This is a genomic window from Azospirillum rugosum, assembly GCF_017876155.1.
Taxonomy (GTDB): domain Bacteria; phylum Pseudomonadota; class Alphaproteobacteria; order Azospirillales; family Azospirillaceae; genus Azospirillum; species Azospirillum rugosum.
Map to the genome: position 1 here is coordinate 77,972 of NZ_JAGINP010000018.1, position 26,415 is coordinate 104,386.

27 protein-coding genes are annotated in these 26,415 nt (G+C 69.7%); 18 read left to right on the top strand and 9 right to left on the bottom strand.

What is annotated here, in order from left to right:
* The first annotated feature begins 83 nt into the window (after nt 1-83).
* The 5 genes from J2851_RS22960 (at nt 84) to J2851_RS22980 (ending at nt 5,613) form a co-directional block, all read left to right on the top strand.
* A complete protein-coding gene (locus J2851_RS22960) occupies nt 84-740 on the top strand; it encodes a class I SAM-dependent methyltransferase (protein ID WP_209769145.1) in 657 nt (218 codons plus the stop codon).
* 78 nt (nt 741-818) lie between these two features.
* On the top strand, nt 819-2,330 hold the full coding sequence (locus J2851_RS22965; RefSeq protein WP_209769147.1) for a UbiD family decarboxylase: 1,512 nt from the start codon (nt 819-821) through the stop codon (nt 2,328-2,330).
* Between the two features lie 28 nt (nt 2,331-2,358).
* Nucleotides 2,359-3,468, top strand: coding sequence for a DUF3616 domain-containing protein (locus tag J2851_RS22970; protein WP_209769149.1), 1,110 nt, complete (start codon nt 2,359-2,361; stop codon nt 3,466-3,468).
* 243 nt (nt 3,469-3,711) lie between these two features.
* Nucleotides 3,712-4,146, top strand: a complete 435-nt coding sequence (locus J2851_RS22975) for a DoxX family protein (protein WP_209769150.1) — start codon at nt 3,712-3,714, stop codon at nt 4,144-4,146.
* 111 nt (nt 4,147-4,257) lie between these two features.
* Nucleotides 4,258-5,613 carry a TldD/PmbA family protein gene (locus J2851_RS22980; protein WP_209769151.1) on the top strand — a complete coding sequence of 452 codons (1,356 nt, stop codon included), beginning with the start codon at nt 4,258-4,260 and terminating at the stop codon, nt 5,611-5,613.
* A 398-nt stretch (nt 5,614-6,011) separates the two neighbouring features.
* Here J2851_RS22980 and J2851_RS22985 read toward each other — a convergent pair whose 3' ends face one another.
* Both J2851_RS22985 and J2851_RS22990 read right to left on the bottom strand, forming a co-directional pair.
* Nucleotides 6,012-6,524 carry an anti-virulence regulator CigR family protein gene (locus J2851_RS22985; RefSeq protein ID WP_209769152.1) on the bottom strand — a complete coding sequence of 171 codons (513 nt, stop codon included), beginning with the start codon at nt 6,522-6,524 and terminating at the stop codon, nt 6,012-6,014.
* Between the two features lie 149 nt (nt 6,525-6,673).
* Nucleotides 6,674-7,615 (bottom strand): diacylglycerol/lipid kinase family protein, encoded by a 942-nt coding sequence (locus tag J2851_RS22990; protein ID WP_246500867.1) that lies wholly within the window; start codon nt 7,613-7,615, stop codon nt 6,674-6,676.
* Between the two features lie 216 nt (nt 7,616-7,831).
* On the opposite strand from J2851_RS22990, the gene J2851_RS22995 reads away from it, so the two are divergent.
* Nucleotides 7,832-8,653, top strand: coding sequence for a UDP-2,3-diacylglucosamine diphosphatase (locus J2851_RS22995; protein WP_209769154.1), 822 nt, complete (start codon nt 7,832-7,834; stop codon nt 8,651-8,653).
* Nucleotides 8,650-9,648, top strand: coding sequence for a glycosyltransferase family 4 protein (locus J2851_RS23000; RefSeq protein WP_209769155.1), 999 nt, complete (start codon nt 8,650-8,652; stop codon nt 9,646-9,648). Before J2851_RS22995 ends, J2851_RS23000 begins: the two co-directional genes overlap by 4 nt.
* A gap of 51 nt (nt 9,649-9,699) precedes the next feature.
* On the opposite strand, the gene J2851_RS23005 is transcribed toward J2851_RS23000, so the two are convergent.
* The gene (locus J2851_RS23005; RefSeq protein ID WP_246500868.1) at nt 9,700-11,040 is read right to left on the bottom strand and encodes a globin-coupled sensor protein; all 1,341 of its coding nucleotides are present in this window, start codon (nt 11,038-11,040) and stop codon (nt 9,700-9,702) included.
* 322 nt (nt 11,041-11,362) lie between these two features.
* Here J2851_RS23005 and J2851_RS23010 point away from each other — a divergent pair, with 322 nt between their 5' ends.
* The 8 genes from J2851_RS23010 (at nt 11,363) to J2851_RS23045 (ending at nt 17,529) form a co-directional block, all read left to right on the top strand.
* Nucleotides 11,363-12,646 (top strand): 3-deoxy-D-manno-octulosonic acid transferase, encoded by a 1,284-nt coding sequence (locus J2851_RS23010; RefSeq protein ID WP_209769158.1) that lies wholly within the window; start codon nt 11,363-11,365, stop codon nt 12,644-12,646.
* 24 nt (nt 12,647-12,670) lie between these two features.
* Entirely contained in the window at nt 12,671-13,684 is a 1,014-nt protein-coding gene (lpxK, locus tag J2851_RS23015; protein WP_209769160.1) for a tetraacyldisaccharide 4'-kinase, read from the top strand.
* Nucleotides 13,677-14,585, top strand: coding sequence for a lipid A biosynthesis lauroyl acyltransferase (locus tag J2851_RS23020; protein ID WP_209769161.1), 909 nt, complete (start codon nt 13,677-13,679; stop codon nt 14,583-14,585). The genes lpxK and J2851_RS23020 overlap by 8 nt, the downstream gene beginning before the upstream one ends.
* A 48-nt stretch (nt 14,586-14,633) precedes the next feature.
* Complete coding sequence (locus J2851_RS23025) at nt 14,634-15,296, top strand: LysE family translocator (RefSeq protein WP_209769162.1); 663 nt, start codon at nt 14,634-14,636, stop codon at nt 15,294-15,296.
* A 146-nt stretch (nt 15,297-15,442) separates the two neighbouring features.
* Nucleotides 15,443-15,835 (top strand): NADH:ubiquinone oxidoreductase subunit NDUFA12, encoded by a 393-nt coding sequence (locus J2851_RS23030; RefSeq protein WP_209769163.1) that lies wholly within the window; start codon nt 15,443-15,445, stop codon nt 15,833-15,835.
* Between the two features lie 47 nt (nt 15,836-15,882).
* The gene (gene mlaD / locus J2851_RS23035) at nt 15,883-16,392 is read left to right on the top strand and encodes an outer membrane lipid asymmetry maintenance protein MlaD (RefSeq protein ID WP_209769164.1); all 510 of its coding nucleotides are present in this window, start codon (nt 15,883-15,885) and stop codon (nt 16,390-16,392) included.
* Nucleotides 16,393-16,545: 153 nt separating this feature from the next.
* Nucleotides 16,546-16,995, top strand: coding sequence for a hypothetical protein (locus J2851_RS23040; RefSeq protein WP_209769165.1), 450 nt, complete (start codon nt 16,546-16,548; stop codon nt 16,993-16,995).
* 120 nt (nt 16,996-17,115) lie between these two features.
* Complete coding sequence (locus J2851_RS23045) at nt 17,116-17,529, top strand: DUF2155 domain-containing protein (protein WP_307420167.1); 414 nt, start codon at nt 17,116-17,118, stop codon at nt 17,527-17,529.
* 22 nt (nt 17,530-17,551) lie between these two features.
* On the opposite strand, the gene aat is transcribed toward J2851_RS23045, so the two are convergent.
* Entirely contained in the window at nt 17,552-18,193 is a 642-nt protein-coding gene (aat, locus tag J2851_RS23050; RefSeq protein WP_209769286.1) for a leucyl/phenylalanyl-tRNA--protein transferase, read from the bottom strand.
* Between the two features lie 138 nt (nt 18,194-18,331).
* On the opposite strand from aat, the gene J2851_RS23055 reads away from it, so the two are divergent.
* The 3 genes from J2851_RS23055 (at nt 18,332) to J2851_RS23065 (ending at nt 21,327) form a co-directional block, all read left to right on the top strand.
* A complete protein-coding gene (locus tag J2851_RS23055; protein WP_209769166.1) occupies nt 18,332-18,985 on the top strand; it encodes a ribonuclease T2 family protein in 654 nt (217 codons plus the stop codon).
* Nucleotides 18,986-19,094: 109 nt separating this feature from the next.
* A complete protein-coding gene (locus J2851_RS23060) occupies nt 19,095-20,141 on the top strand; it encodes an SRPBCC family protein (RefSeq protein WP_209769167.1) in 1,047 nt (348 codons plus the stop codon).
* A 16-nt stretch (nt 20,142-20,157) separates the two neighbouring features.
* The gene (locus tag J2851_RS23065; RefSeq protein ID WP_209769168.1) at nt 20,158-21,327 is read left to right on the top strand and encodes a zinc-dependent alcohol dehydrogenase; all 1,170 of its coding nucleotides are present in this window, start codon (nt 20,158-20,160) and stop codon (nt 21,325-21,327) included.
* A gap of 141 nt (nt 21,328-21,468) precedes the next feature.
* Here the strand turns inward: J2851_RS23065 and accC are convergent, their stop codons facing one another.
* The 5 genes from accC to J2851_RS23090 all read right to left on the bottom strand — a co-directional run bounded on the left by accC (nt 21,469) and on the right by J2851_RS23090 (nt 26,397).
* Nucleotides 21,469-22,809: an acetyl-CoA carboxylase biotin carboxylase subunit gene (accC, locus tag J2851_RS23070; RefSeq protein ID WP_209769169.1), complete on the bottom strand. Its 1,341-nt coding sequence runs from the start codon at nt 22,807-22,809 to the stop codon at nt 21,469-21,471.
* Between the two features lie 20 nt (nt 22,810-22,829).
* Nucleotides 22,830-23,276, bottom strand: a complete 447-nt coding sequence (gene accB / locus J2851_RS23075; RefSeq protein WP_209769171.1) for an acetyl-CoA carboxylase biotin carboxyl carrier protein — start codon at nt 23,274-23,276, stop codon at nt 22,830-22,832.
* Between the two features lie 23 nt (nt 23,277-23,299).
* Nucleotides 23,300-23,749, bottom strand: coding sequence for a type II 3-dehydroquinate dehydratase (gene aroQ / locus J2851_RS23080; protein WP_209769172.1), 450 nt, complete (start codon nt 23,747-23,749; stop codon nt 23,300-23,302).
* Between the two features lie 162 nt (nt 23,750-23,911).
* Nucleotides 23,912-24,667, bottom strand: coding sequence for a substrate-binding periplasmic protein (locus J2851_RS23085; protein ID WP_246500869.1), 756 nt, complete (start codon nt 24,665-24,667; stop codon nt 23,912-23,914).
* Between the two features lie 248 nt (nt 24,668-24,915).
* Entirely contained in the window at nt 24,916-26,397 is a 1,482-nt protein-coding gene (locus tag J2851_RS23090) for a dynamin family protein (RefSeq protein ID WP_209769174.1), read from the bottom strand.
* Nucleotides 26,398-26,415 lie beyond the last annotated feature (18 nt).

Here is a 26,415-nt window from a genome sequence, read left to right on the forward strand (position 1 = left end):
GAGTCTACTCCGTTTGAATTATGTAACCAAAACGGGCTGTGGACAGATCAACCATGCGGCCCTCGCACAGCCGGGAATCCAACATGACCACGCTTTCTCCGAACGACTTCGTCCGGACCAACACGACCGTCGCGACGACTCCGTTGCTGCCGGAAATCCGCCTTCATTTGGCAACGGAAGTCACGCCGTTGTGGGAAGCGACCGAGGAGACCTTGCGCGAGTCGAACGTGCCGCCGCCCTACTGGGCCTTCGCCTGGCCCGGCGGGCAGGCCGTGGCGCGGCTGGTGCTCGACCGGCCGGACCTCGTCGCCGGCAAGTCGGTGCTGGACTTCGCCGCCGGCACCGGGCTGGTGGGCATCGCCGCTATGAAGGCCGGCGCCGCGCGCGTGCAGTCCTGCGACATCGACCGCTTCGCGCTGGCCGCCATCGCGGTCAACGCCGAGCTGAACGGGGTGGAGGTGAAGGCCGTCAGCGCCGACCTGGTCGGCCGCGACCTGCCGGGCATCGACGTCGTCCTGGCCGGCGACGTCTGCTACGAAAAGCCCATGGCGGAACGCGTCACGGCTTGGCTGCGCGGGGTCGCGGCGACGGGCACGCTGGTCCTGCTGGGCGATCCCGGCCGCGCCTACGTCCCGACGACCGGCATCGAGCGCGTCGGCCGCTACACCGTGCCGACCTCGCTGGAGCTGGAAGACCGGGAAACGCGCGACACCACCATCTGGCGCCTGCTGCCGGAGTGAGCCTCCCTTTTCCTTGACGCGGCGCGATCCGCGCCGATGCTAGGCGCCCCACATCCTTTGACCAGCGACGGACCGTCCATGCCTTACACCTCTCTGCGCGACTTCATCGACCGGCTGGAGAAGACGGGGCGTCTGGTCGTGGTCCGGGAACCGGTCTCCACCGTGCTGGAGATGACCGAGATCCAGACCCGCCTGCTGGCCGAGGGCGGGCCGGCGGTGCTGTTCGAGAACGTGATCAAGGCCGACGGCACGCGGTCGGAGATGCCGGTGCTGGTCAACCTGTTCGGCACGGTGGAGCGCGTCGCCTGGGGCATGGACCGCGAGCCGCACGAGCTGCGCGCGGTCGGCGAGACGCTGGCCTTCCTGAAGCAGCCGGAGCCGCCGGGCGGCTTCCGCGAGGCGCTGGAGCTGATCCCGCTGGCCAAGACCGTGCTGTCGATGAAGCCGAAGACCGTCGGCTCCGCACCCTGCCAGGAGGTGGTGCTGACCGGCGACCAGATCGACCTCGGCCGCCTGCCGGTGCAGAGCTGCTGGCCGGGCGAGCCGGCGCCGCTGATCACCTGGCCGCTGGTCGTCACCAAGGGGCCGACCGGCAAGCGCGAGGACGACTTCAACCTCGGCATCTACCGCATGCAGGTGCTGGGGAAGAACAAGACCATCATGCGCTGGCTGAAGCACCGCGGCGGCGCGCAGCACCACCACCGCTGGCAAGCGAGCGGCAAGCGCGATCCCCTGCCCTGCGCGGTGGTGCTCGGCGCCGATCCCGGCACCATCCTGGCCGCCGTCACGCCGGTGCCCGACACGCTGTCGGAATACCAGTTCGCCGGGCTGCTGCGCGGCCGGAAGGTGGAGCTGGTGGACTGCAAGACCGTCCCGCTGAAGGTGCCGGCCCAGGCGGAGATCGTGCTGGAAGGCCATGTCAGCCTGGACGAGTACGCCGACGAGGGGCCCTATGGCGACCACACCGGCTACTACAACTCGGTCGAACCCTTCCCGGTCTTCACCGTCACGGCGATGACCATGCGGCGCAATCCGATCTACCTGTCCACCTTCACCGGCCGCCCGCCCGACGAGCCCTCCGTCCTGGGCGAGGCGCTGAACGAGGTGTTCATTCCCCTGCTGATCCAGCAATTCCCGGAAATCGTGGACTTCTGGCTGCCGCCGGAGGGCTGCTCCTACCGCATCGCGGTGGTCAGCATGAAGAAGGCTTACCCCGGCCACGCCAAGCGCGTGATGATGGGGGTCTGGTCCTTCCTGCGCCAGTTCATGTACACCAAGTGGGTGATCGTCGTGGACGACGACATCGACGCGCGGAACTGGAAGGACGTGATGTGGGCGATGAGCACCCGCATGGACCCGGCCCGCGACATCACGGTGATCGAGGGCACGCCGATCGACTACCTGGACTTCGCCAGCCCCGATTCGGGCCTCGGCGGCAAGGTCGGGCTGGACGCCACCAACAAGTGGCCGCCGGAGACCAAGCGCGAATGGGGCCAGAAGATCCGCATGGACCAGTCGGTGGTCGACGAGGTCTCCCGCAAATGGGACAGCTACGGCCTGCCCGGCAGCGGAACGCCCATCTGGAAATAGCCGTCCCTTCTCGCCAAGGAGGCCCGCCATGCCCCGCTCCCCCGCCCATCCCATCGGCACCGTCCGCCTGGACTTCCGGCCGGGCAGCAAGACGGCGGAGGACCTGTCGGTGGTGGAGCGGGCGGGCAACGCCCTGTTCGCCGCGTCCGACGAGGGGGCGGAGTTGGTCCGGCTGGTCACCGCGGACGGGGGCGCCAGCTACCGCGAGGACGCGGCCTTCCCGCTCGCCGGCATCTTCGACCTGCCGGCCGGACCGGACGAGTCGGCGGAGGCGGACATCGAGGGCATGGCGGTCGCCGACGGCTGGCTGTGGGCCGTCGGCTCGCACAGCCTCGCCCGCAAGAAGCCGCGGGCGAAGGACGACGACGCGGCGGCGCTGGGGCGCCTGACGGAGGTCCGGCGCGATCCCAACCGTTTCCTGCTCGGCCGCATTCCCCTGCGCATGGACGACGGACAGCCTCCGGAACCGGTCCGCAAGCACCAGGGGAACACCGCGCGCTGCCTGCCCTTCAAGCCCGGCGGCAACGCCCTGACCAAGGCGCTGGCCGACGACGCGCTCCTCGCCCCCTTCCTGGCGATCCCGGCCAAGGAGAACGGCTTCGACGTCGAGGGGCTGGCCGCCTGCGGCGACCGCCTGTTCCTGGGGCTGCGCGGCCCGGTCCTGCGCGGCTGGGCCTGCATCCTGGAACTGGCCGTGGAGGAGGACCCGGACAGCCCCGACCACCTGATGCTCCAGCGCATCGGGCCGGACGACGCAAAGGTCCGCAAGCATTTCCTGGACCTGGACGGGCTGGGCATCCGCGAACTGGCCTTCGACGGCGAGGATCTGGTGATCCTGGCCGGGCCGACCATGGACCTGGACGGTCCTGTAGCGCTGTGGCGCTGGACCGACGCGCTTGAGGCCGAGGACCAGAGCCTCGTCCGCGGTGACCGTCTGGTCCGCCTGCTCGACCTCCCCTTTGGCGAGCGGGCCGACCACGCCGAGGGCATCGCCCGCGTCCCGCGCGCCGGCGCCTCCCCCGCCCTGCTCGTCGTCTACGACAGCCCGGCCCCGGAACGGCGGCACGGCGACGGCGTGGACGCCGACCTGTTCGCCCTGCCGTCCCGCTACGACCCGGCGAATTCCTTCCTGGCGTGAGCGTTCGCGTCGGTCGGTGGTTCACCACAGAGACACGGAGGCACAGAGGGATGATTCTCTGTGTCTCCGTGTCTCTGTGGTTCATCGCCTCTCGCCAAGCCTACGTTGCCAGACCAGCAACAATCAGTGCACAACTAAGCGGATTATCCCAATCCCGATCACGGCTAGTCTTGCCCTCAGACGACACCGGCCCCGGCACCAACGCCAATGCGGGCCACCACTCAGGGACAAGGAGACCACGCCATGATCGATAATCGCACCGCCCCCTACGCCGCCTTCCTGCTGCGCGTCAGCCTGGGCCTTCTCTTCATCGCCCACGGGCTGGTCCTGAAGGTCCTGACCTTCGGCATCGCCGGCACGGTCGGCTACTTCGAGAGCATCGGTTACCCCGGTGTCTTCGCCTACCTTGTCATCCTGGGCGAGATCGGCGGCGGCCTGCTGCTGGTGGCCGGCGTCTTCACCCGCTGGATTTCGCTGGCCCTGCTGCCGATCCTGATCGGCGCCACGCTGCAGCACATCGGCAACGGCTGGGTCTTCTCGGCGACCGGCGGCGGCTGGGAGTTCCCGGTCTTCTGGACCGTGCTGCTGCCCATCCAGGCCCTGCTGGGCGACGGCGCCTTCGCCCTGAAGCTGCCGACCTCCACCCAGACCGTTTCCGTGCAGGACCGGCTCGCCTGAACTAGGTCATCGGGTAGACGAGGAAGGGGCGCGCCTGAGGCGATATGCCCCTTCCTCTTCTGTGCGGCGCTCCCATTTGCTAGACAGGCGCGAGACCTAGCGGAGACCGTGATGCCCGTTTCGACCACCTCCCAGAGCGACGTTCTGAACCTGCTGGAAGACCTGATCCGCAAGGCCAAGGGCGCCGGGGCCGACGCCGCCGACGCCGTTCTGTTCGACAGCGCGTCGCTTTCGCTGAGCCAGCGCCTCGGCAAGACGGAAAAGCTGGAGCGGTCCGAATCGGGCGACCTCGGCCTGCGGGTCTTCGTCGGGAAGCGCCAGGCCATCGTCTCTTCCACCGACCGCAGCGCCAAGGCGCTGGACGAACTGGTGGAGCGGGCCGTCGCCATGGCCCGCGTGGTGCCGGAAGACCCCTTCACCGGCTTGGCCGACCCCGACCAGCTGGCGCGCGAGTTCCCCGACCTCGACGTGCTGGACCTGTCCGAGCCGACCGCCGAGATTCTGATCGAGCGCGCCCGCATCGCCGAGGAAACCGCGCTCGCCGTCGAGGGCGTCACCAACTCCGAAGGCGCCGACGCGAGCTGGAGCCGCTCCACCATCGCCATCGCCGCCTCCAACGGCTTCAAGGGCAGCTACGGCGTGTCGCGGCAGTCGCTGTCCGTGTCCGTCCTCGCCGGGACCGGCACGGGGATGGAGCGCGACTACGACTACGACAGCAAGGTCTACGGCGCCGACCTCCGCGACCCCGCCGCCATCGGCCGCGAGGCCGGGGAGCGTTCGGTGCGCCGCCTGAACCCGCGCCGGGTGAAGAGCTGCAAGGTCCCCGTAGTGTTCGACCCGCGCGCCTCGCGCGGCATCCTGGGCCACCTCACCGGCGCCATCAGCGGGCCGAGCATCGCGCGCGGCACCAGCTTCCTGAAGGACAAGATGGGCCAGCAGATCTTCGCGGCGGGCATCACCATCGTGGACGACCCGCATGTGAAGCGCGGCCTGCGTTCCCGACCCTTCGACGCGGAGGGCATCGCCACCAGCCGCCGCAACCTGATCGAGGACGGGCGTCTGACCACCTGGCTGCTCGACCTGCGCTCCTCCCGGCAGCTCGGCCTGTCCACCACCGGCCACGCGGCGCGCGGCACCTCCGGCCCGCCGGGCCCGGCGCCGGCCAACGTCTACATGGCCCCCGGCGCGAAGAGCCGCGACGACCTGCTGGCCGAAATCAAGGACGGCTTCTACGTCACGGAACTGATGGGTATGGGCGTCAACGGCGTCACCGGCGACTACAGCCGCGGTGCGGCCGGCTACTGGATCGAGAACGGACAGCTCGCCTACCCGGTGAACGAGCTGACCATCGCCGGCAACCTGAAGGACATGTTCCTGAACATGGAGCCGGCGAGCGACCTGGAACTCCGCTTCGGCATGGACGCCCCGACCGTCCGCATCGACGGCCTGACCATCGCGGGTATGTGACACACCCCAACGGGGCGCTCCTTCGGGGGCGCCTCGTCACCACCGCTCACGCGGCCTTTGCGCACCTGACAGGGTGCGGCAAATCATCATGCATGCGTGTGGGTGTTGCGCGCCCCTCCCGCGTCGCGCGAAATGCCGGTGCGTACGGGGTGGCGGGTGGTCCACCACTCCCGCCGCACAACGGAGGGTACGAGGATGCGAGAACTCCTCACTCTCCTGATCCTGGTCCTGGACCTGATCAAGCGGCTGCTTGATCTCCTGACCTAAGATCGGGCCTGGAGGATGGGGGTAGCAGCCCCCGTCCTCCTAGCCGAATAGTGGGGTCGGCGCCCCCGCCTGTCAACCGGCGCCCCGCGCCCGCCCCTGCGTCCCTTCGCCCTACCGCCCCTTCCCGAGCGTCAGCGCACCACGTTGCGGACGATGTCCGCGATGGTGCCGTGCACGGCGTCGAGGATCAGCATGTCGGCGCCGGCCAGGATGCATTCCCAGCCGTTCATGCAGACCGGAACCCGCTGGCGCAGTTCGATGGGCGCCATCTTCTTGGCGATGCCCGGCGGCAGGGGCTTTCCGCGCGCGAGGTTCTTCGCGATGCCCGGCGGCAGAGCGGACGCCCCGACCGGGTGATCCACGAAATAGGTGCGGATGACGTTCACGTCGGTGCGGCTCACGACAACCGTGGAGCCGCCAGGACCGCCACTCTCGCGCTTGCCTCCGCCCTGTCCCTTTCCGTGGCCGCTTCCGTGACCATTGCCTGGGCCGGTGTCATCGGCCGAGGCCGCTCCATGGCCCTTCCCATGACCGCCGCCCTGACCTCCTCCAGCCCAGTCCGGCTTGTCCGCCAACGCCGGACTCGCCACGGCGAGCGAAGCCAGCAGCGCCAGTGCGGCCCGTTCGATCCGATGCTTGCGCATTCTGCTTTTCCCTCACCCGCAACGGCCATGAGCCGCCGATTCCGCTCACGCTAAAGGCGCCCGGCCCCGAACGCCCATACTCCAATCGATTTAGCCGAGGAGACCAGGGCGTGGCCTGTTGCAAGGAAGGGATAAGCGAAGCGAAGCACTCAGACGGCCCCCACCAGCATCGGCAGCGTCCAGGGCGCCAGCGCGATCTCCACCGGCAGGCGCGCGATGACGTCGCCGTCGCCCTGCACCGCGTCGCCCTCCGGCCCCTCGATCGTCACGCGCTCGGCCGGCACGATCCGGTAGTCGGGGAATCGCGGCAGCCGCCCCGCGGTCACCCCCCAGATGTAGCGGACCGCGTTCCACCGCCCCGCCCCCGGGAACAGGCAGACGTGCAGGCGCGGGTCGGACAGCCGGGCTTCCGGCGCGCAGACGAATCGCCCGGCGTAGAAATGCCCCTTGGCGACGATCACCGACGCCGCCTCCTCCACCACGCCGTCCACCGTCACCCGGTAGCGCGTGTCCCGGTAGGCGGCGAGCTGCGCCAGCGTCTCCGTCACATAGGCGCCCTTGCCGATCAGGCGCTTCAGCCGCGGGTCCACCCGCTCCACCACCTGAGCGTCGAGCCCCGTCCCGGCCATCATCGCGAAGCAGCGCCCGTTCGCCACGCCCAGATGCACCGGCAGCGGAGCCCCCTCCGCCAGCACCGACGCCATCCCCTCCACGTCGAAGGGAAGGCCCAGTTCCTGCGCCAGCACGTTGGCGGTGCCCAGCGGCACGATCCCCAGCGGCACCGGCGGCATCCCGCCGCGCGCGCCGAGCCCGTTGACCACCTCGTTGATCGTCCCGTCGCCGCCGGCCGCCACCACCGCGTCGTAGGCGCCGGGCGCCACCGCGCGGGCCATCGCCTCGGCGTCGCCGCGCCCGCCGGTCCCCTGGACGGTCACCTCCGCCGCGAAGCGCTGGTCGAGTGCGTCCAGCACCGCGCGCAGGCGCCGCGCCCGGCACGCGCCGGCCACCGGATTGTGGATCACCAGGAACCGCCGCCGCAGGAATGGCGCGGAGTCGGGATGGCAGGGCGCCGTGGCGGAGACGGTCAGCAACAATTCAGCCCTTTCGTTCCAAGGCGCATTCATTGTTACGCGCCAATGACAGAATTAATACGGGGTCGTTTCAGCATTACGACAACAGCAAGAAGTCTTCTTAAAATCACCGACAGCACTTCCTGCGCCGTACGGGAGGGATTGTCAATAGCGACATCTGTGGCTATACGGACCCCGTCTTGACTACATCTTGTCTCAACGACGAGGGAGTGGGGCATGAGCGCCTCAGCCGAGGTGACGCGGTACCGCAGCGTCTGGATATCCGATGTCCACCTGGGAACCCGCGGGTGCAAGGCGGAGTTCCTGCTGGATTTCCTGAAGCACCACGAATCCGAATACCTCTACCTCGTCGGCGACATCGTCGACGGCTGGCGCCTGCGCAAGACCTGGTACTGGCCCCAGGCGCACAACGACGTGGTCCAGAAGATATTGCGGCGCGCGCGCAAGGGCTCGCACGTCTACTACATCCCCGGCAACCACGACGAGGCGGCCCGCGACTATGTCGGGCTGCAATTTGGCGGGGTGCATGTGGTCGACGAGCTGGTCCACGTCACCGCCGACGGCCGGCGCTTCCTGGTGACGCACGGCGACCGCTTCGACGTCGTCGTGAAATACGCCAAATGGCTGGCCTTCGTCGGCGACAACGCCTACGTGGTCCTGCTCCAGGCGAACACGCTGTTCAACTGGGCGCGGCGCAAGCTGGGCTTCGACTACTGGTCGCTGTCCGCCTTCCTGAAGCACAAGGCCAAGAGCGCGGTCGAGTTCATCGGCCAGTACGAGGACGCGCTGGGCGACGAGGCCCGGCGGCGCAAGGTGGACGGCGTCATCTGCGGGCACATCCACACCGCGGAAATGCGCGACATGGAAGGGATCCTCTATTGCAACGACGGCGACTGGGTCGAATCCTGCACCGCGTTGGTCGAACACCCCTGCGGCCGGCTGGAAATCATCGATTGGGCGGCGGAAATCCGCCGGCGGTCGTCGGTGAAGGCCCTGCCCAAGCCCGAGACGAAGCCGGCGGCGAAGGCGGCGGCGTGAACATCCTGATCGTCTCCGACGCCTGGTTGCCGCAGGTCAACGGCGTGGTGCGCACCATCAGCACGGTGCGCGCCGAGTTGGAGGCGATGGGCCACCGGGTGGAGGTCATCGGCCCCGACCGCTTCCGCACCGTGCCCATGCCCACATACCCGGAAATCCGGCTGGCGCTCGGCGCCGGGCGCCGGCTCTGGTCGATGATCGACGCGCTGCGGCCCGACTGCATCCACATCGCGACGGAAGGGCCGCTGGGCTTCGCCGCGCGGCGCTATTGCCTGAAGCGGGGCAAACCCTTCACCACCGCCTACCACACCCGCTTCCCGGAATATGTGCGCGACCGCGCGCCGGTGCCGCTGGCGCTCAGCTACGCGGTGGTGCGCCGCTTCCACAAGCCGTCCTCGGCGGTGATGGTCGCCACCCCGTCGATCGAGAACGATCTGGCGGCGCGCGGCTTCAGCAACATCCGGCGCTGGACCCGCGGCGTGGACACGGAGCTGTTCCGCCCCCGCGCGAAGGGCTTCCTCAACGTCCCCCGCCCGATCTCCCTGTATGTCGGCCGCGTGGCGGTGGAGAAGAACCTGGAGGATTTCCTTCGGCTCGACCTGCCCGGCACCAAGATGGTGGTCGGCGACGGCCCCGCCCGCGCGGAGCTTCAGCAGAAATACCCCCACGTCGTCTGGGCCGGCGCCAAGCATGGGGAGGAGCTGGCCCGCCATTACGCGGAGGCCGACGTCTTCGTCTTCCCCTCGCGCACCGACACCTTCGGACTCGTGCTGCTGGAGGCGCTGGCCTCGGGCGTGCCGGTCGCCGCCTACCCGGTGCCCGGCCCGCTGGACGTGGTCGACGGCTCCGGCGCCGGCTGCCTGGACGAGGACCTGAAGCGCGCCATTGAGACCGCCCTGACCATCCCCGCCCAGCGCTGCCGCGATTACGCCCTCAGCTACTCCTGGCGCCGCTCGGCGGAGCAGTTCCTGTCGAACCTGAAGCCGTTCGGCTGAGCTGCATCCTTGCCCCTCTCCCTGCCCCGCAGGGAGAGGGGCAAGAAAACCTCACGCCGCGCGGATGCGCCGCAGGAAGTCGTCCACGCTCTCGCGCAGCCGGTCGGCCTGGCGGTGCAGGCCGTCGGCGGCGCCCAGCACCTCGCCGGCGATGGCGCCGGTCTCCGACGCGGCGCTGGTCACGCGGTCGATGGTGTGGGTGACCGCCTCCGTTCCGCCGGCCGCCTGCTGGGCGTTGCGGGCGATCTCCTGCGTGGCGGCCGTCTGCTGATCCACCGCGACCGCCACGGTGGCGACGATCTCGTTGATGCGGCTGATCGTCGTGCCGATGCCCTTGATCGCGTCGGCGGAGCTGCGCGCCGCGTCCTGCATCCCGGCGATCTGGGCGGAGATGTCCTCGGTCGCCTTGGCCGTCTGGTTGGCGAGGTTCTTCACTTCCTGCGCCACGACCGCGAAGCCCTTGCCGGCCTCGCCCGCCCGCGCCGCTTCGATGGTGGCGTTCAGCGCCAGCAGGTTGGTCTGCGACGCGATGTTGGTGATCAGCTGGAGCACGGCGCCGATCTTCTGCGCGGCGTCCACCAGCCCGCTGACCGTGCCGTTGGTGCGGTCGGCCTCCTCCACCGCGGAGCGGGCGATCTGCGAGGACTGGGCGACGTTGCGGCTGATCTCGCCGATCGACGCCGTCAACTCTTCGGACGCCGACGCGACGGTCTGGACGGCGCTCGACGCCTGCTGGGCGGACGATGCCACCTCCAGCGACTGGCTGTTGGTCGCCGCGGCGATCTGCGACATGCGCTCGGCGTGGGCCCTCATATCGTCCGACGCGGCCACGGTGTTGCCGACGATGGACTTGATGCTGCCCTCCAGGCTGTCGGCGAGCCCGTGCAGGATGGCGCGCTTGCTGTCCTGCTCCGCCGCCGCGTAGGTCTCCAGCAGGAGTTCCAGGTCGAGCCAGGTCACCCGGCTCAGCGCCTCGCGCATCGCCGCCTTGTCCGCCTCCTTCCGGCCGCCGAACAGGGAGGAGCCGCGCCTCGCGCCCACATCCGCCAAGCCAAGCTCCCGGATGATCCCGCTGGACACGGTGTGATGGCAGATGGCGACGGCGTAGCCGGGAACCCCGTTGTCGTAGAAGGCCTGCGCCAGCGTCCGCGCCGATTCCAGGAAGCCGTCGCCAAGCCGCCCGGACGCCACCCGCGCCCAATGCGCCAAGCGCACCTGGTGCACCTCCGGCGTCTTCAGCGCGGCCTGGATTTCCGGCCAGGCTTCGAACGACCCATGCCATTGCTCCAGCAGCGCGGGCAGTCGGCGCGCGGCGAACTCCGCGTTCCTGCCGAGGAGGACGATGTCCCCCTCGGTGATGTTGAAGGCATGAAGCCGCTTCTCCTGGCTCATGCGATCCTGGTCCCCCGCCACCATCCGCCTCATCCCCCCGTTGCGCGCGCGGTGCGGTCCCCGATCATCGCCGGACCGTGACCGCGCATCTGTATAAAACTCTAAATTCTTTGTACGTAACGCCGGGCGCCCTGGATTTGCCCAAAAACGACATACACCGTTATGCAACGGTACCAGGGAGGCTTGGTCGAGGACTAGGCCGAGCGGTCGCGCCGGTCACCGCGCAAAGCCTTACCTCTGCCACAAGGCACCGTGCTAAAGTGGTGGGGTCCGCGGCCGGGAAACCGGCCGCTTGTGCTTTTCGGATGGCGTTTCGACCCGAATGTTGCAGTCCCTCTACCGCGGCCTGACGACCCTTGCCGGGCCGGCGGTGCGTCTCTACCTCGACCGTCGCCGGGCCGCCGGCAAGGAGGACTCCGCCCGCCAGGCGGAGCGGTTCGGCGCGGCCTCGCGGACCCGCCCGGCCGGCCGGCTCGCCTGGATCCACGCCGCCAGCGTGGGGGAGGCCAACTCGGTCCTGGTGCTGGTCGACCGCCTGCTGGACCGGTCGCCAGACTTGACCGTGCTGATGACGACGGGGACCGTGACCTCGGCGCAGCTGATGGGGCGCCGCCTGCCCGCACGCGCGATCCATCAATATGTGCCGGTGGACCTGCCCGACGCGGTGAACCGCTTCCTCGACCATTGGCGGCCCGACGTGGTGCTGTGGACGGAATCGGAGATCTGGCCGAACCTGCTGGCCGCCGTGCGGTCGCGCGGCATCCCCGCGGCGCTGGTCAACGCGCGCATGTCGGAACGCTCCTTCGCGCGCTGGCGCTACGCGTCGGGCCTGATCACGCCGCTGCTGTCCACCTTCCAGGTCACGCTGGCCCAGTCGGAGGGCGACGCGGAGCGGCTGCGCAAGCTGGGCGCCCGCGCCGTCGCCAGCGTCGGCAACCTGAAATTCTCGGCCGAGCCGCCGCCGGCCCGCCCGGACCAGCTCGCCGCCCTGCGGGAGGCCTGCGCCGGCCGGCCGGTGTGGCTGCACGCCAGCACCCACCCGGGGGAGGACGAGGTCGCCGCCGCGGTGCACGAGGCACTGGCCACCCGCCTGCCCGGCCTGCTGACCATCATCGCCCCGCGCCACGCCAACCGGGGCGCCGACATCGCCGCCCTGATGCGGGCCCGCGGCCTCGCGGCGTCCCGCCGCAGCGAAGGCGCCCTGCCCGACACCACGGACGCCGTGTACATCGCCGACACGATGGGGGAGCTTGGCCTGTTCTACCGGCTGGCCCCGGTGGTGTGCATGGGCGGCTCCTTCGTGCCGCACGGCGGGCAGAACCCGGTGGAGCCGGCGCAGCTCGGCTGCGCGGTGCTGTACGGGCCGCACATGTGGAACTTCGACGAGATCACCCGCCAGCTGGAGAGCGCCGGCGGCGCCCTGCCCCTGGCCGACGCCGCGGCCCTGACGGAGGCGGTCGGGCGCCTGCTGGCCGACCACGAGGCGCGCGGGCGCATCGTCGCGGGGGCGGCCAGCGTCACCGACCGCAACCGCCGCATCGTCGACCGCGCGCTGGAGGTCCTCGACCCCGTCCTCGGCGCCGGCGGAATCCGGTCCGCCGCATGAGGCCCCCCGCATGAGGACCGTCACATGAGGACTCCGGGCTTCTGGTACCGCACGGCTGGCCCTGCGGATTCGGCGTTGGCCTGGGCACTGTCCCCCATCGGGACGCTCTACGGCCTCGCCGGCCGGCTGCGCATGGCCACGCGCCAGCCCGCGCGCGCGGCGGCGCCGGTGCTCTGCGTCGGCAACCTCGTGGCCGGCGGCGCCGGCAAGACTCCGGTCTGCATCGCTGTGGCCGAGGCCTTGAAGGCGCGCGGGATCGAGCCCGCCTTCCTGACCCGCGGCCACGGCGGGCGGGAGCGTGGCCCCTTGCTGGTCGACCTCGCCCACCACGACGCGGCCGGCGTCGGCGACGAGGCGCTTCTGCTCGCCGCGCATGGTCCTTGCTGGGTGGCGCGCGACCGTGCCGCCGGGGCCGGGGCCGCCGTCGCGGGTGGTGCGGCGGCCATCGTCATGGACGACGGCTTCCAGAACCCGGCGCTGGCCAAGGACCTGTCGCTGGTCGTGGTGGACGGGGCCGTCGGCTTCGGCAACGGGCGGCTGGTCCCCGCCGGTCCCCTGCGGGAGCCGGTGGCGCGCGGCCTTTCCCGCGCCGACGCCGTGGTGGTGCTGGGCGAGGATAGGACCGGCGTCGAGGCGCAGATCGCCGCCGCCTCCGCCCGCCCGCTGCCCGTCCTGCACGCCTGGCTGGAGCCCGCGCCGGAGTCCCGCGCGCTCGCCGGCCGCGCCGTGCTGGCCTTCGCCGGCATCGGCCGGCCGGAGAAGTTCTTCGCCACGCTGGAGGATCTCGGTGCCAACGTCGTGGACCGGGTCGGCTTCGCCGACCACCACCCCTACCGGCCGGAGGAGGTGATGGCCCTGGTCGACCGCGCCGCCATGCTGGGCGCCGTGCCCGTGACCACCGCCAAGGACGCCGCCCGCCTGTCCGACGAGCTGCGCACGCTGGTCCGCGTGGTGCCGGTGCGGGCGGCGTGGCGCGATCCCGCGCTGCTGGACCGATTTCTGGACCGGCTTATCGAAGGCGGAGCGTCCCATGGCTAAGCCCCGCGGCCCCCTCGCGAAATGGCTGCTGCGCCGGGTCGGCTACCCGCTGGAGGCGGCCTTCGTGTTCGGCATCGCCGGCCTGTTCCGCGCCCTGCCGCTCGACGCGGCCTCCGCGCTCGGCGGGCGGATCGGCCGCACGGTCGGCCCCTTCCTTCCCGGCAGCCGCACCGCGCGCCGCAACCTGGAGCGCGCCTTCCCGGAGAAGCCGCGCGCGGAGATCGACGCGATCCTCCGCGGCATGTGGGACAATCTGGGCCGCGTCATCGCCGAATACCCGCACCTGGACGAGATCGGCGGCTTCGGCCCCGGCGGTCGGGTGGAGGTGATCGGCGCGGAGCACATCGACGCCCTGCGCGAGGACGGCAAGGCTGGCATCCTGGTCTCCGGCCATTTCGCGAACTGGGAGGTGCAGTCCGTCACCTCCCGCAAGATGGGGGTGGAACTGGCGGGGGTCTACCGCGCGCCCAACAACCCCTATGTCGGCGCGCTCCTGATCGATCTACGCAGCGCCGCGGGCGGCACCCACATCCCCAAGGGGGCGGAGGGCGCGCGGACCCTGCTCCGTGTCCTGTCGAAGGGCGGGCATGTCGGCATGTTGATCGACCAGAAGATGAACGACGGCATTCCCGTCCCCTTCTTCGGCCGCGACGCCATGACCGCCCCGGCGGCGGCGCAGTTGGCGCTGCGGCTCGGCATCCCCTTGGTGCCGGCGCGGACGGAACGGCTGGGCGGCGCGCGCTTCCGCATCACCGTCCTGCCCCCGGTGGAGCCGCCGGCCACGGGCGACCGCAACGCTGATGTGCGAATTTTGATGGAGCGGTTGAACCATCTGTTGGAGCAATGGATTCGGGAGCGCCCGGCCGAATGGCTGTGGGTGCACCGGCGCTGGCCCAACTGACCGCAAGCCCCGCGTTCCATCACAGGTTCTTTTGAGAGGTTTCCCGCCATGGCCCTGCCGCTCGACCCGCACCTCGTGCAGCTCTACCTGATCGCCGCGATCGTCCTGGTCCTGGCGCCGGGGCCGGATTCGCTGCTGGTCCTGTCGCGCAGCATCACCGACGGGCGCGACGCCGGGGTCGTCGCCACCATCGGCATCACCGTCGGCAACCTCGTCCACTCCACCCTGGCCGCCGCCGGCATTTCGGCCCTGATCGCCGCCTCCCCCGCCCTGTTCGACCTGCTGCGCTACGCCGGCGGGGCCTACCTCGGCTGGATCGGCGCGCGGGCGTTGTGGAGCGCGCTCAGCGCGGCCCGGGCGGACAAGGGGGCCTCCGCCATCGCGTCCGAATCGGCGCCGGCCAGCCGCGTCTTCCTCCAGGCGCTGCTGACCAACCTGCTGAACCCGAAGGTCATCCTGTTCTACCTCGCCTTCGTGCCGCAGTTCGTCGCGCCGGAACTGGGCCACGTCGCGGTGCAGACCTTCGTTCTGGGCGCCATCCTGGCCGGGCTCGGCTGCGCCTACCTGCTCGGCGTGTCGGCGCTCAGCGCCGGGGCGGCGCGCAAGGTCCTGGCCAGCGCGCGGGTGAAGGCGGTGCTGGACGGCGTCGCGGGCGTGCTGTTCCTGGGCTTCGCGCTGCGCCTGTTGCTGACCGACCGCCGCATCGCCTGATTCCGCCCTTCCAATGCAGGAAAAACGCCACAGAGTCTGTGGACGCGGGTGCATTGCGGTGTCATAGTGCCGCCCGCGTTAAGACTCAGCTATTCCGTTGGGGCCTATTCCCTTGGGCCGCACAGCCTTTCCGACCGCGAGCGACGATGAGCGAGAAGATCTCCCTGATCACCTGGATGGCGAACATCCACATCCGGTTTGTGACCTGGCGCCGGGGCACGAAGGTCGGCACCGACCGCTTCGGCAACGTCTATTACCGCGCCAAGAGCGCCCATCCCGGCGTGAAGGAGCGCCGCTGGGTGCTGTACAACGGCGAACCGGACGCGTCGAAGGTTCCGCCGGAATGGCACGCCTGGCTCCACCACACCACCAAGGAGCCGCTGCCGGAGGGGAACAGCCAGTTCCACAAGCCCTGGCAGAAGGAGCACATCCCGAACCAGTCGGGCTCGCTGCAGGCTTACCGGCCGCCGGGGCACCAGTATGCCGGCGGGCAGCGCGTGGCCGCCACCGGCGACTACGAACCCTGGACGCCGAGCTGAGACGCCGCCGGCACGCACCGTCAGCCGCGTCTCCTTAGGAAATTCGCATGCGCCGCAACGTGATCGAAACCGTGCTCGGCGGGGTCGTCCTCGCCGTAGCCGGCTTTTTTCTCGCCTTCGCCTACACCAGCGCCGACCTGCGCAAGGTGAACGGCTACGAGATCACCGCCAACTTCTCCAGCATCTCCGGCCTCCAGGCCGGCGCGGACGTGCGCATCAGCGGCGTGAAGGTCGGCTCGGTCACCGAGCTGACGCTCGACCCCAAGAGCTATCAGGCGGTCGTGCACATGTCGATCCACCCGGACATCAAGCTGCCCAAGGACACCGCGGCGCTCATCGCCTCGGAAAGCCTGCTCGGCGGCAAGTTCCTGGCGCTGGAGCCCGGCGGGGAGCCGGACATGATCAAGCCGAACGGCCGCGTGGAATACACGCAGAGCACGCCCGGCATCGAGCAGCTGCTGGGCCAGGTCATCTTCTCGCTGCAGAACATGAGCAAGCCCGGCGGCCAGGCCGGCGAACAGCCGCCGCCCCCGGCCGGCGAGAACCCGAAGATGTGATCCCGGCCCGCCGATGGCGTTGCCGTCCGGTGCAGGATCGCCACGACGACGAAAAAAGGGGCCGAAAGGCCCCTTTGCTCGTCTCAGATGCAGGAACCAACCACACGCGCCGGCGTTTCCTCCGCAATTCGCGATAAACAGGAGGGACCGAAGATGAAGGCGCGTGTTCTGGCGGTGCTTGGTCTCAGTCTGCTCGCCGCGGCTTGCGGCACCAACACGGAAGAGAAAGCGGGGAGCGGCGCTCTCGGCGGGGCTGCGGCCGGCGCGGTCGTCGGCGGCCCGGTCGGCGCGGTCGTCGGTGCCGGCGTGGGCGCCGGGGTCGGCGCCGGGACGCAGAAGGTCGAGGACCGCTACGGCAACGGCACGTCCGACTCGAAGAAGGTCCAGGGCCAAAAAACGACGACGACGCGGCAGACGACGACCCGCAACGACGCGACGACGGGTGCGGCGAACCGCAGTACGACGACCACTCCGGCCACGACCAACCCCGGCCCGGCCGGCACCTCCGGCAGCACGGCCGGCGGCACGACGACCGCCCCGGCCGACACCACGACCGGCGCCACTGGCACCACCCCCAACGCCGGCGGCAGCGCAGCCCAGTGAGACCGCGCAGGTCACGGTCCACTCTAGTGGACGGCGGCACGCTTCCGGGTTAGAAGGCTGGCGGGTTAGAAGGCAAGCGGGCATCCCCCGCGCCGTTCGACAGCACGGAAGCGATCCGACGTGACGAACCTGAAGAACCGTTTCGGCAAGAGCCTGTTCGGCGCGGCCCTCGTGGCCGCGCTTTTCTGCGCCCAGGGCACGCCCGGCGCCGCCCCGGTGCCGGAGGAGATGGTCAACCGCCCGGCCGCCAAGCTCCAGGGCCTGGACAAGATCACCGCCCGCACCACCACCTTCACCATCGCGGTCGGCGAGACGAAGCTGCTCGGCAGCCTGCGCATCACGTTGCGCGCCTGCAAGGAGAACCCGCCGGTGGAACCGCCGGAGGCCGCCGCCTTCCTGGAGGTGGTCGAGAACAAGCCCGGGGAGCAGGCGGAGGCCATCTTCAGCGGCTGGATGTTCGCCTCCAGCCCCGCCCTCTCCGCCATGGAGCACCCGATCTACGACGTCTGGGTCCTCAGCTGCGCGGACAACTGACCGCGCGACAACGTTTCGGGCCTCACCCCTCTCCGCCCAGCAGCCCGGCGATGGCGCGGTCCTGGTCGACGCCGCGGAAGTCGGCTTCCACGGCCAGCGCCGCGGCCAAGCGGCGCCGATACTCGGCGCGGGGGATTTCCTGCGCGCCGAACTGGCTCAGGTGCTCGGTCACGAACTGCGCGTCCAGCAGCCGGTAGCCGCCCGCCCGCAGCCGCGCCACCAGATGGACCAGCGCCACCTTGCTGGCGTCGGTCACGCGGCTGAACATGCTCTCCCCGAAGAAGGCGCCGCCCAGCGACACGCCGTAGAGCCCGCCGACCATCCGGCCGCCGCTCCAGCACTCCACGCTGTGGGCGCAGCCCATTTGGAACAGGTCGGTGTAGAGCCGCAGGATGTCGGCGTTGATCCAGGTCTTCGGACGGTCGGGGGTCGGCTCCGCGCAGGCCTCGATCACCCCGCGGAAGTCGCTGTCGAACCGCAGATCGAATGGACTGCGCCGCACGGTCTTGCGCAGCTTGCGCGGCACGTGGAAGCCGTCCAGCGGCAGGATGCCGCGCCGCTCCGGGTCGAACCAGTACAGTTCCTCCGAGTCGGCGCTCTCCGCCATCGGAAAGATGCCGGCGGCGTAGGCGCGCAGAAGCAGCGGTGCGGACAGGTCGATCATCGTCAACACTATATCCGTTCGACCCCGCCCACCGGCAACGGCGATCATGGGGACGCCCCGACGGATCCACTTCCGCGCGACAGGCGCCGCCCACCATGGTATGCAACGCTCAATCGAGCCTTTTGGGGGAGTCACGTCATGCGGAAGGTTCTGTCGGCCATCGCCCTCGCGGCGGTTGCACTCCTGTCGGCGACCGGCACGTCCTGGGCGCAGCGCCGGGCGGAGCCCGGTGCCTTCGACTATTACGTCCTGACGCTGTCCTGGTCACCCGCCTTCTGCGCGAAAGCCAAGGGGTCGTCCGATCCCGACCAGTGCGGCATGGACCGCAAGTTCGGCTTCGTCGTCCACGGCCTGTGGCCGCAGAACGCCGACGGCGGCTACCCCGCCAACTGCACCCGCGACCGCAGCGTTCCCAAGGCCGTGGTGGACCAGATGATGCCCATCATGCCCAGCGTCGGGCTGATCGTCTACGAATGGGCCAAGCACGGCACCTGCAGCGGCCTGAACGCCACCGATTACTTCACCCGCCTGCGCGAGGCCTACGCCAAGATCAAGGTTCCCGAACCGCTGCAATCGCCCGACCCCGACCTGTCCGTCCCCGCCATGCAGGTGGAGCGGCTTTTCGTCCAGGCCAACCCCGGCCTGGCGCCGGAGTCGGTCGCCGTCGTCTGCTCCAAGCGCGACGTGGCGGAGGTCCGGATCTGCATGAACAAGGATCTGGGCTTCATGCCCTGCGGGTCCCGGATCGTCGACCGCTGCCGCCGCGACGCCGTCCTCACCGCAACCCGGTAAGCGTCCGGGCCGCCGCCATCTGGCCAAAAGATGAGGAACGCCGCCGGCCTCCGCCGGTTGACCGGTAGGTCGGGATCGCCCGATCAACACCGGTTCGATGGAGGCCACAATGGCAACGCAAGAAGCACGGCACGCCCGCGGCCAGGACCGCAGGCACCAGCCGCGCGGCTGGGATGACGGCAGACGAAGCAACAGCGGACAGGCGGGCGACGAGGGGCTGTCGCGCGCGCTGGGGTGGTTCAGCATCGGCCTGGGGCTGGCGGAACTCACCGCGCCCAACGCCGTCGCGCGCCTGATCGGCATCCCGGAGGACGACTCGAACCGGCGCATGCTGCGCGCCTTCGGCATGCGCGAGCTTGCCAACGGCGTCGGCATTCTGGCGCAGCCGCGCGAATCCGGCTGGATGTGGGCGCGCGTCGGCGGCGACCTGATGGATTTGGCCTTCCTCGGCAACAACCTGCGTTCCCACGAGTCGCAGCCGAACCGGATCGCGGCGGCCGCGGCGGCCGTCGCCGGGGTGACCGCGCTCGACGTGCTGTGCGGCCAGCGCATGGCGCAGGACGGCGACAGCCAGTCCCACGGCGCCAACCGCCTGTGGAGCCGCCACATCGACGTCCGCCAGACCGTGGCGATCAACCGCAGCCCGGAGGAGATCTACACCTTCTGGCGCGACTTCCGGAACCTGCCGCGGTTCATGAGCCATCTGGAGCGGGTGGACGTCCAGGACGACCGCCGCTCCCACTGGGTTGCCAAGGCGCCCGCCGGGCGCACCGTCGAATGGGACGCCGAGGTGACCGAGGACCAGCCGAACCAGCGGCTCTGCTGGCGTTCGCTGGAGGGGGCCGACGTCGACAACAGCGGCGAGGTGCGCTTCGAACGCGCGCCGGGCGACCGCGGCACGATCCTGCGCGTGGATATGCGCTACACCCCGCCCGGCGGCATCGTCGGCGCCATCGGGGCGAAGCTGTTCGGCGAGGAGCCGCAGATGCAGGTGCGCGACGACCTGCGCCGCCTGAAGCAGGTGCTGGAGACGGGCGAGGTCACGGTGGCCGAGGGCTCCATGGCCCTCACCCACCCGGCGCAAGCCTGGCCTTCTCACACCCAACCGGCCCTCACCCAACCGGCCCACACCCAAACGGCCAACTCGGGCCGCTGACAGGAGGATCACGGCCATGAAGGCGAACTGCTGGCACGGCAAGAAGGACATGCGGGTCGAGAACGTTCCGGACCCGAAGATCCTCAACGCCCACGACTGCATCGTCCGGATCACCTCGACGGCGATCTGCGGCTCCGACCTGCACCTCTACAACGGCTTCAACCCCGCCATGCAGCCCGGCGACATCGTCGGCCACGAGTTCATGGGCGAGGTGGTGGAGGTCGGCAAGGGCGTGCAGAAGCTGAAGGTCGGCGACCGCGTGACCGTCCCCTTCCCCATCTCCTGCGGCAGCTGCCTGTCCTGCCAGCGCAACCTCTTCTCCGTCTGCGAGAACTCCAACCCCAACGCCGCGATGGCGGAGGAGTTGTGGGGCCATTCGCCGGCCGGGCTGTTCGGCTATTCGCACCTGCTCGGCGGCTACCCCGGCGGCCAGGCGGAGTACGCGCGCGTGCCCTACGCCGACGTCGGGCCTTTGAAGATCCCGAGCGAGCTGGACGACGAGCAGGTCCTGTTCCTGACCGACATCCTGCCGACCGGCTACATGGCCGCGGAGCAGTGCGACATCCAGCGGGGCGACACGGTCGCCGTGTGGGGCTGCGGCCCGGTCGGCCAGTTCGCCATCCTCAGCGCCTTCCTGCTGGGGGCGGAGCGCGTGATCGGCATCGACCGCTTCGAGTACCGCCTGCGCATGGCCCGCGAGAAGTGCAAGGCCGAGACGCTGAACTATGCCGAGAACGACGTCCACCACGCCCTGATGGAGATGACCGGCGGGCGCGGCCCGGACGCGGTGATCGACGCCTCGGGCATGGAGTCGCACGGCCTCGGCCTCGCCGGCGCCTACGACCGCGCCAAGCAGGCGATGATGCTGGAAAGCGACCGGGCGGTGGCCCTGCGCCAGGCGATCATGGCCGTGCGCAACGGCGGCGTGGTGTCGGTGCCCGGCGTCTACGCCGGCTTCGTCGACAAGTTCCCGATGGGCTCGGTGATGAACCGGTCGCTGACCATCAAGACCGGCCAGACCCACGTCCAGCGCTACCACCACCACCTGCTGGAGCGCATCCAGAAGGGCGAGATCGACCCGACCTTCATCATCACCCACCGCCTGCGCCTGGAAGACGCCCCGATGGGTTATCAGGTGTTCAACGACAAGCAGGACGAGTGCATGAAGGTCGTGCTGAAGCCTTGACAACCAAGGAATTGAACCACAGAGGCACGGAGACACAGAGAATCATCAAACTCTGTGTCTCCGTGTCTCTGTGGTTCATCCCCGACAAACAAAAAGCCCCTCTTCCCACGCGGAGAAGAGGGGCTTTTTGGTCAGAAAGACTCACTTCTTCGCCATCAACTGTTCGAGCCAGTGGATGTCGTAGTTGCCGTCGATGAAGTCCTGCTGCGCGATGATGCGCTGGTGCAGGGGCAGCGTCGTGTCCACGCCGCCGATCACGTATTCCTCGATCGACCGGCGCAGGCGCATCAGGCACTCGTTGCGCGTCGTGCCGTGGACGACCAGCTTGGCGATCAGGCTGTCGTAGTGCGGCGGGATGCGGTAGCCGTCGTACAGCGCCGAATCGACGCGCACGCCCAGGCCGCCCGGCGCGTGGTAGCCGTCGATCTTGCCCGGCGACGGCAGGAAGGTGTCCGGGTTCTCCGCGTTCACGCGACACTCGATCGAATGGCCCTGGAAGCGGATGTCCGACTGGCCGTAACCGAGCGGGGCGCCGGTGGCCACGCGGATCTGCTCGCGCACCAGGTCAATGCCGGTGATCATCTCGGTGATCGTGTGCTCGACCTGCAGGCGGGTGTTCATTTCGATGAAGTAGAACTGCCCGTCCTCGAACAGGAACTCCATCGTGCCGACGCCGCGGTAGCCGATGGCCGCCGCCGTCCGGGCCGCCAGGTCGCCGATGAAGGCGCGCTGCTCGGCGTTCAGCGCCGGCGACGGGGCCTCCTCGATCACCTTCTGGTGGCGCCGCTGCACGGAACAGTCGCGCTCGCCGAAATGCACGCAGTTGCCGTGCTCGTCGCCGAGGAGCTGGATCTCGATGTGCCGGGGCTTGCCCAGGTACTTCTCGATGTAGACCTCGTCGTTGCCGAAGGCGGCGCGCGCCTCGCCGCGGGCCAGCTGGTAGGCTTCCTTCAGCTGGTCCGGGTTGCGGGCCACCTTCATGCCCTTGCCGCCGCCGCCGGCCGCCGCCTTGATCAGGATCGGGTAGCCGATTTCGCGGCCGACCTTCTCCGCCTCCTCCAGCGTCGGGACCGGGCCGTCGGAGCCGGGAACGACCGGCAGGCCTTGATCCATCACCGTCTTCTTGGCGGTGACCTTGTCGCCCATGACGCGGATGTGCTCCGCCGTCGGGCCGATGAAGGCGAAGCCGTGCTCCTCCACCATCTCCGCGAACTGGGCGTTCTCGGCCAGGAAGCCGATGCCGGGGTGGATGGCGTCCGCCCCGGTGATCGCCGCGGCCGACAGGATGGCCGGAATGTTCAGGTAGCTTTCGCGGGCCGACGCGGGGCCGATGCACACGCTTTCGTCCGCCAGGCGGACGTGCATGGCGTCGGCGTCGGCGGTGGAATGCACCGCCACGGTCTGGATGCCCATCTCGCGGCAGGCGCGGTGGATGCGCAGCGCGATCTCACCACGGTTCGCGATCAGGACCTTCTCGAACATCGCCAAGGGATGGTCCCCGCTCACTCGATGATCATCAGGACTTCGCCGAACTCCACCGGCTGGCCGTCGGAGATGAAGATCTCCGACACCGTGCCGCCGCGCGGAGCCTTGATCGGGTTCATCACCTTCATCGCCTCGATGATGAGGACGGTCTGGCCGGCCTTTACCGTGTCGCCGACGCGCACGAAGGGGGCCGAGCCCGGTTCCGGCGCCGCGTAGGCGGTGCCGACCATCGGCGAGGTGACGGCGCCCGGATGGCTGGCCGGCTTGCCCGCCGGAGCGGCGGCGGCGATCGGGGCCGGGGCGGCCGCGACCGGAGCGTGCACGGCGACGGCCTGGGCGGCGGTCGGGCGGGTGACGCGGATGCGCTTCTCGCCCTCGGCAAACTCGATCTCGCTCAAGCCCGTCTCACGCAGGAGATCCGCGAGCTTGCGGACCAGATCGCCGTCGATGTCGAAGCTTGCCATGGTGTTCGTAATTCCCGTGTTCCTTAGTCGCGCTCGAGGATATTCGCCATGGCGTCCAGCGCCAGCAGATACCCGTGCGGGCCGAAGCCGCAGATCATCCCCTTGGCCACCGCGGAAATGTGCGAGTGGTGGCGGATGGCCTCACGCTTGTAGATGTTGGAGAGATGCACCTCGACGATCGGCAGCTCGGACAGGATCAGCGCGTCCATGATGGCGACGGAGGTGTGGCTGTAGGCGCCGGCGTTGATGACGATGCCGTCATGTTCCGTGCGCGCCTGCTGGATCCAGGAAACGAGTTCTCCCTCGTGGTTCGACTGCCGGAAATCGACGACCAGCGACAGCTGTTCGGCGCGTTCCTGGCAGGCGGCCTCCAGGTCGTCAAGCGTCATCGAGCCGTAGATGTGCGGTTCGCGCACACCCAGCATGTTCAGGTTCGGCCCGTTAAGGACCAGAACGGACGCGTCGATGGCCACGGGCCACGCCCCTTTTCCAAGATCAAGACCGCGCGTTTATAGCACTTTGCGACGGACAGGCAATGCCGATGGGCCGTCGTTCCGCCCGATTGCGGCGATTGTCCCCCTTCGACGCTGTCCGGAAGGCAAAAGTCGCCCCACCGGCACCCTCCCCGCCCCTCATCACCGGCTGTGGCCGAGGTGGCGCTTGACGATCTCCTCGAAGGCGCCGGACTCCTTCAGCTTCTTCAGGCCGGAGTTGAAGGCGGCCATCACCGCCGGCGCCTCCGGGTTGGCGCGCGACAGGACCAGATGCTGCCCGACGCGGGCGTAGGGCTGGTCGGCGACGCGGATGTCGCGCTCCGCCACCACGTTGGCGACGGCGGCCTGGCCGGTGAACTCGTCGATGATGAAGGCGTCCACGCGGTCGGTCGCGACCATGCGCACGCAGGCCGGCAGGTCGGCCGGGCTTTCCCGGACCAGATCCCCGTTGGCGACCATCGCGGTCAGTTCCGTCGGCAGCGCGTAGCCGACCGGCGCGCAGACCGAATGCCCCTTGAAGTCCTGGGGGGTGCGGAACTCCATCGGCGTCCGGGCGGAGAGGTAGACGAGTTGCCGCACCTCCATCAGCGGGTCGGAGAACAGCACCTCCGACTCCCGCTCCGGCGTGCGCACGTAAGGGAAGCTGCCCAGATACTTGCCGGCCACCACCCCGTCGTAGCCGCGTTTCCACGGCATGAAGCGGACCTCGTAGCCGAGGCCCACCGCCTTGAAGGCGCCCAGCACCACCTCGGTCAGCATGCCCCCGTGGGGCAGGGTCTCGCCGGTGAAGGGGGCGAAGTCGTTGCCGGTGACGAGATCGAGGCCGGAATCGAGCAGAGCCGCGCGCGCCGGGCCGGCCGTCGCCACGAGCATCAGCGCCGCCAGGACCGCCCGCATCCCGCGCGTCCACCGGCCCCGAATCCGCCCGCCCAAGCTCTCCCGCGCCCGCATCCCCTGTTGCCCCCGCCCCCGCCTGCCGTCCCCGCGCCCATTCAGTCCACGCCGTGTAACGCCCGCGACGTGTAGCGAGGCAGCCCCGGCCTGTAAAGCGGTTTCACCTTGGCGTCACTTGCGACACCGGCCGTTTCCCTTCGCGTACCGATAATAAAGGGCGCCTAATCTCACCCAAATCCTTGCGGACCGTCTCACTCCGCCGCGGCCGCGGCCTTCTCCGCCGCCTTCATCCGCTTGCCGGCGGGGTCGGTATAGATGTCGTTGATCCGCTGCACATGCTCGGCCACCGCCTCGCGGATGCCGAAGATCCGCTTTTCCGCGCCGGCGCCCCAGCCCGCCGGACGCTTGCGGAAGATCGAACGGAAGAAGCGGGTGTTGCGCAGGAATCCCGCGCGCAGGTTCAGGTCGACGTCGCCGAACCGCTCCGGCAGGGTGCGGGCGACGCGGCGTGCGGCGAAGGCGCGCAGCCAGAGATGACCGGCGGCGAACAGCCCGCCGACCAGCAGCGCCGCGACCATTCCGCGCACCGGCAGGCCGGCGGCCCAGGCCGGCCGCGCCTCGCCCAGCCAGGACAGGAAGGCCGGCACCGTGTCCGACCCGACGAGGCTGGCGATTCCGCCGAACAGCGCGACCAGCAGGACCGTCCACACCGCGTCGCCGATCAGCACCAGCTTGCGCCAGCGCTTCAGCGCGGCGGTCAGCTGCGGCACCACCTCGCCGCGCAGCTCCTTCACCAGGCTGTCGATCATGCCGACGATGCGGTAAGCGCGGGCGACCTCCACCTCGTTGATGCGCTCCTGGATTTCCGCGAGGTCGGAGTCGCGCCGCGCCTCGTAGCGGGCGCGCACGGCCTCGTCCTCGATGGCGACGGCCGACTTGCCGTCGTAGATCGCGTAGAAGCGGCCGGACACCAGCCCGGCCTGCGCGATGGCCCGCTGCCACGCGCCGAACACGGCCTCCAGGTTGTCTTCCTTAGCCGTGGTGTCGATCTGGTTCAGGATGTAGCAGACCTTGCGCGCGTCGGCGCGGTCCACCGTCTTGGCCACCAGATGCTTCAGCGTGTCCTGCATCGCGCCGGGTTCCGGGTGGCGACCGTCGAAGAAGACCAGCACGAGGTCCGACAGCTCGACGATGTGGTCGACCAGCCGCAGGACGGAGCGGCGCTGGTCGTCGGCGTCGAAGCCCGGCGAGTCGATGAAGATCTTGCCGCGCGCCCGTTCGCCGGACAGCGTCTTCAGCTGCAGATAGTTGTCGATGCGCTTTCCCTCCCCGGCCGCGACCTTCTCGATCTCGTCGGCGATGCGGTAGAAGGGAAAACGCGGGTCGGCGTTGAGCGCGGTGCCGGGCAGCGCCTCGCGCCGCGTCTCCGGCCCGTGGCAGATGACCGTGAACTTGTCGTCCACCGCCTGGTTGCCGGTGTTCTGCAGCGGCGCGCCGAGGTAGCCGTTCAGGAAGGTCGACTTGCCGGCCGAGAAGGTGCCGAGCACCGCGATCATCGGCCACCAGGGAATGCGCGTGGTCAGGGATTCGTGCCGGCCCAGCACGCCCAGCCCGGCCAGCAGCCGGTCGAACTTGCGGAAGGTCGGGATGACCGGAAGAAGGTTCGGGTTCTCCGCGCGGAGGTGCGCGTCCAGGGCCGCGAGGCGCTGCTGGAGGGCTTGCCTGGGGGTCATGGCCGGCGGGTTCCCGTA

Coding starts and splice junctions, on each gene's coding strand:
- J2851_RS22960 (WP_209769145.1), top strand. CDS start 84: ATGACCACGCTTTCTCCGAACGACTTCGTCCGGACCAACACGACCGTC.
- J2851_RS22965 (WP_209769147.1), top strand. CDS start 819: ATGCCTTACACCTCTCTGCGCGACTTCATCGACCGGCTGGAGAAGACG.
- J2851_RS22970 (WP_209769149.1), top strand. CDS start 2,359: ATGCCCCGCTCCCCCGCCCATCCCATCGGCACCGTCCGCCTGGACTTC.
- J2851_RS22975 (WP_209769150.1), top strand. CDS start 3,712: ATGATCGATAATCGCACCGCCCCCTACGCCGCCTTCCTGCTGCGCGTC.
- J2851_RS22980 (WP_209769151.1), top strand. CDS start 4,258: ATGCCCGTTTCGACCACCTCCCAGAGCGACGTTCTGAACCTGCTGGAA.
- J2851_RS22985 (WP_209769152.1), bottom strand. CDS start 6,524: ATGCGCAAGCATCGGATCGAACGGGCCGCACTGGCGCTGCTGGCTTCG.
- J2851_RS22995 (WP_209769154.1), top strand. CDS start 7,832: ATGAGCGCCTCAGCCGAGGTGACGCGGTACCGCAGCGTCTGGATATCC.
- J2851_RS23005 (WP_246500868.1), bottom strand. CDS start 11,040: ATGAGCCAGGAGAAGCGGCTTCATGCCTTCAACATCACCGAGGGGGAC.
- J2851_RS23010 (WP_209769158.1), top strand. CDS start 11,363: ATGTTGCAGTCCCTCTACCGCGGCCTGACGACCCTTGCCGGGCCGGCG.
- lpxK (WP_209769160.1), top strand. CDS start 12,671: ATGAGGACTCCGGGCTTCTGGTACCGCACGGCTGGCCCTGCGGATTCG.
- J2851_RS23020 (WP_209769161.1), top strand. CDS start 13,677: ATGGCTAAGCCCCGCGGCCCCCTCGCGAAATGGCTGCTGCGCCGGGTC.
- J2851_RS23025 (WP_209769162.1), top strand. CDS start 14,634: ATGGCCCTGCCGCTCGACCCGCACCTCGTGCAGCTCTACCTGATCGCC.
- J2851_RS23030 (WP_209769163.1), top strand. CDS start 15,443: ATGAGCGAGAAGATCTCCCTGATCACCTGGATGGCGAACATCCACATC.
- mlaD (WP_209769164.1), top strand. CDS start 15,883: ATGCGCCGCAACGTGATCGAAACCGTGCTCGGCGGGGTCGTCCTCGCC.
- J2851_RS23040 (WP_209769165.1), top strand. CDS start 16,546: ATGAAGGCGCGTGTTCTGGCGGTGCTTGGTCTCAGTCTGCTCGCCGCG.
- aat (WP_209769286.1), bottom strand. CDS start 18,193: ATGATCGACCTGTCCGCACCGCTGCTTCTGCGCGCCTACGCCGCCGGC.
- J2851_RS23055 (WP_209769166.1), top strand. CDS start 18,332: ATGCGGAAGGTTCTGTCGGCCATCGCCCTCGCGGCGGTTGCACTCCTG.
- J2851_RS23060 (WP_209769167.1), top strand. CDS start 19,095: ATGGCAACGCAAGAAGCACGGCACGCCCGCGGCCAGGACCGCAGGCAC.
- J2851_RS23065 (WP_209769168.1), top strand. CDS start 20,158: ATGAAGGCGAACTGCTGGCACGGCAAGAAGGACATGCGGGTCGAGAAC.
- accC (WP_209769169.1), bottom strand. CDS start 22,809: ATGTTCGAGAAGGTCCTGATCGCGAACCGTGGTGAGATCGCGCTGCGC.
- accB (WP_209769171.1), bottom strand. CDS start 23,276: ATGGCAAGCTTCGACATCGACGGCGATCTGGTCCGCAAGCTCGCGGAT.
- J2851_RS23085 (WP_246500869.1), bottom strand. CDS start 24,667: ATGCGGGCGGTCCTGGCGGCGCTGATGCTCGTGGCGACGGCCGGCCCG.
- J2851_RS23090 (WP_209769174.1), bottom strand. CDS start 26,397: ATGACCCCCAGGCAAGCCCTCCAGCAGCGCCTCGCGGCCCTGGACGCG.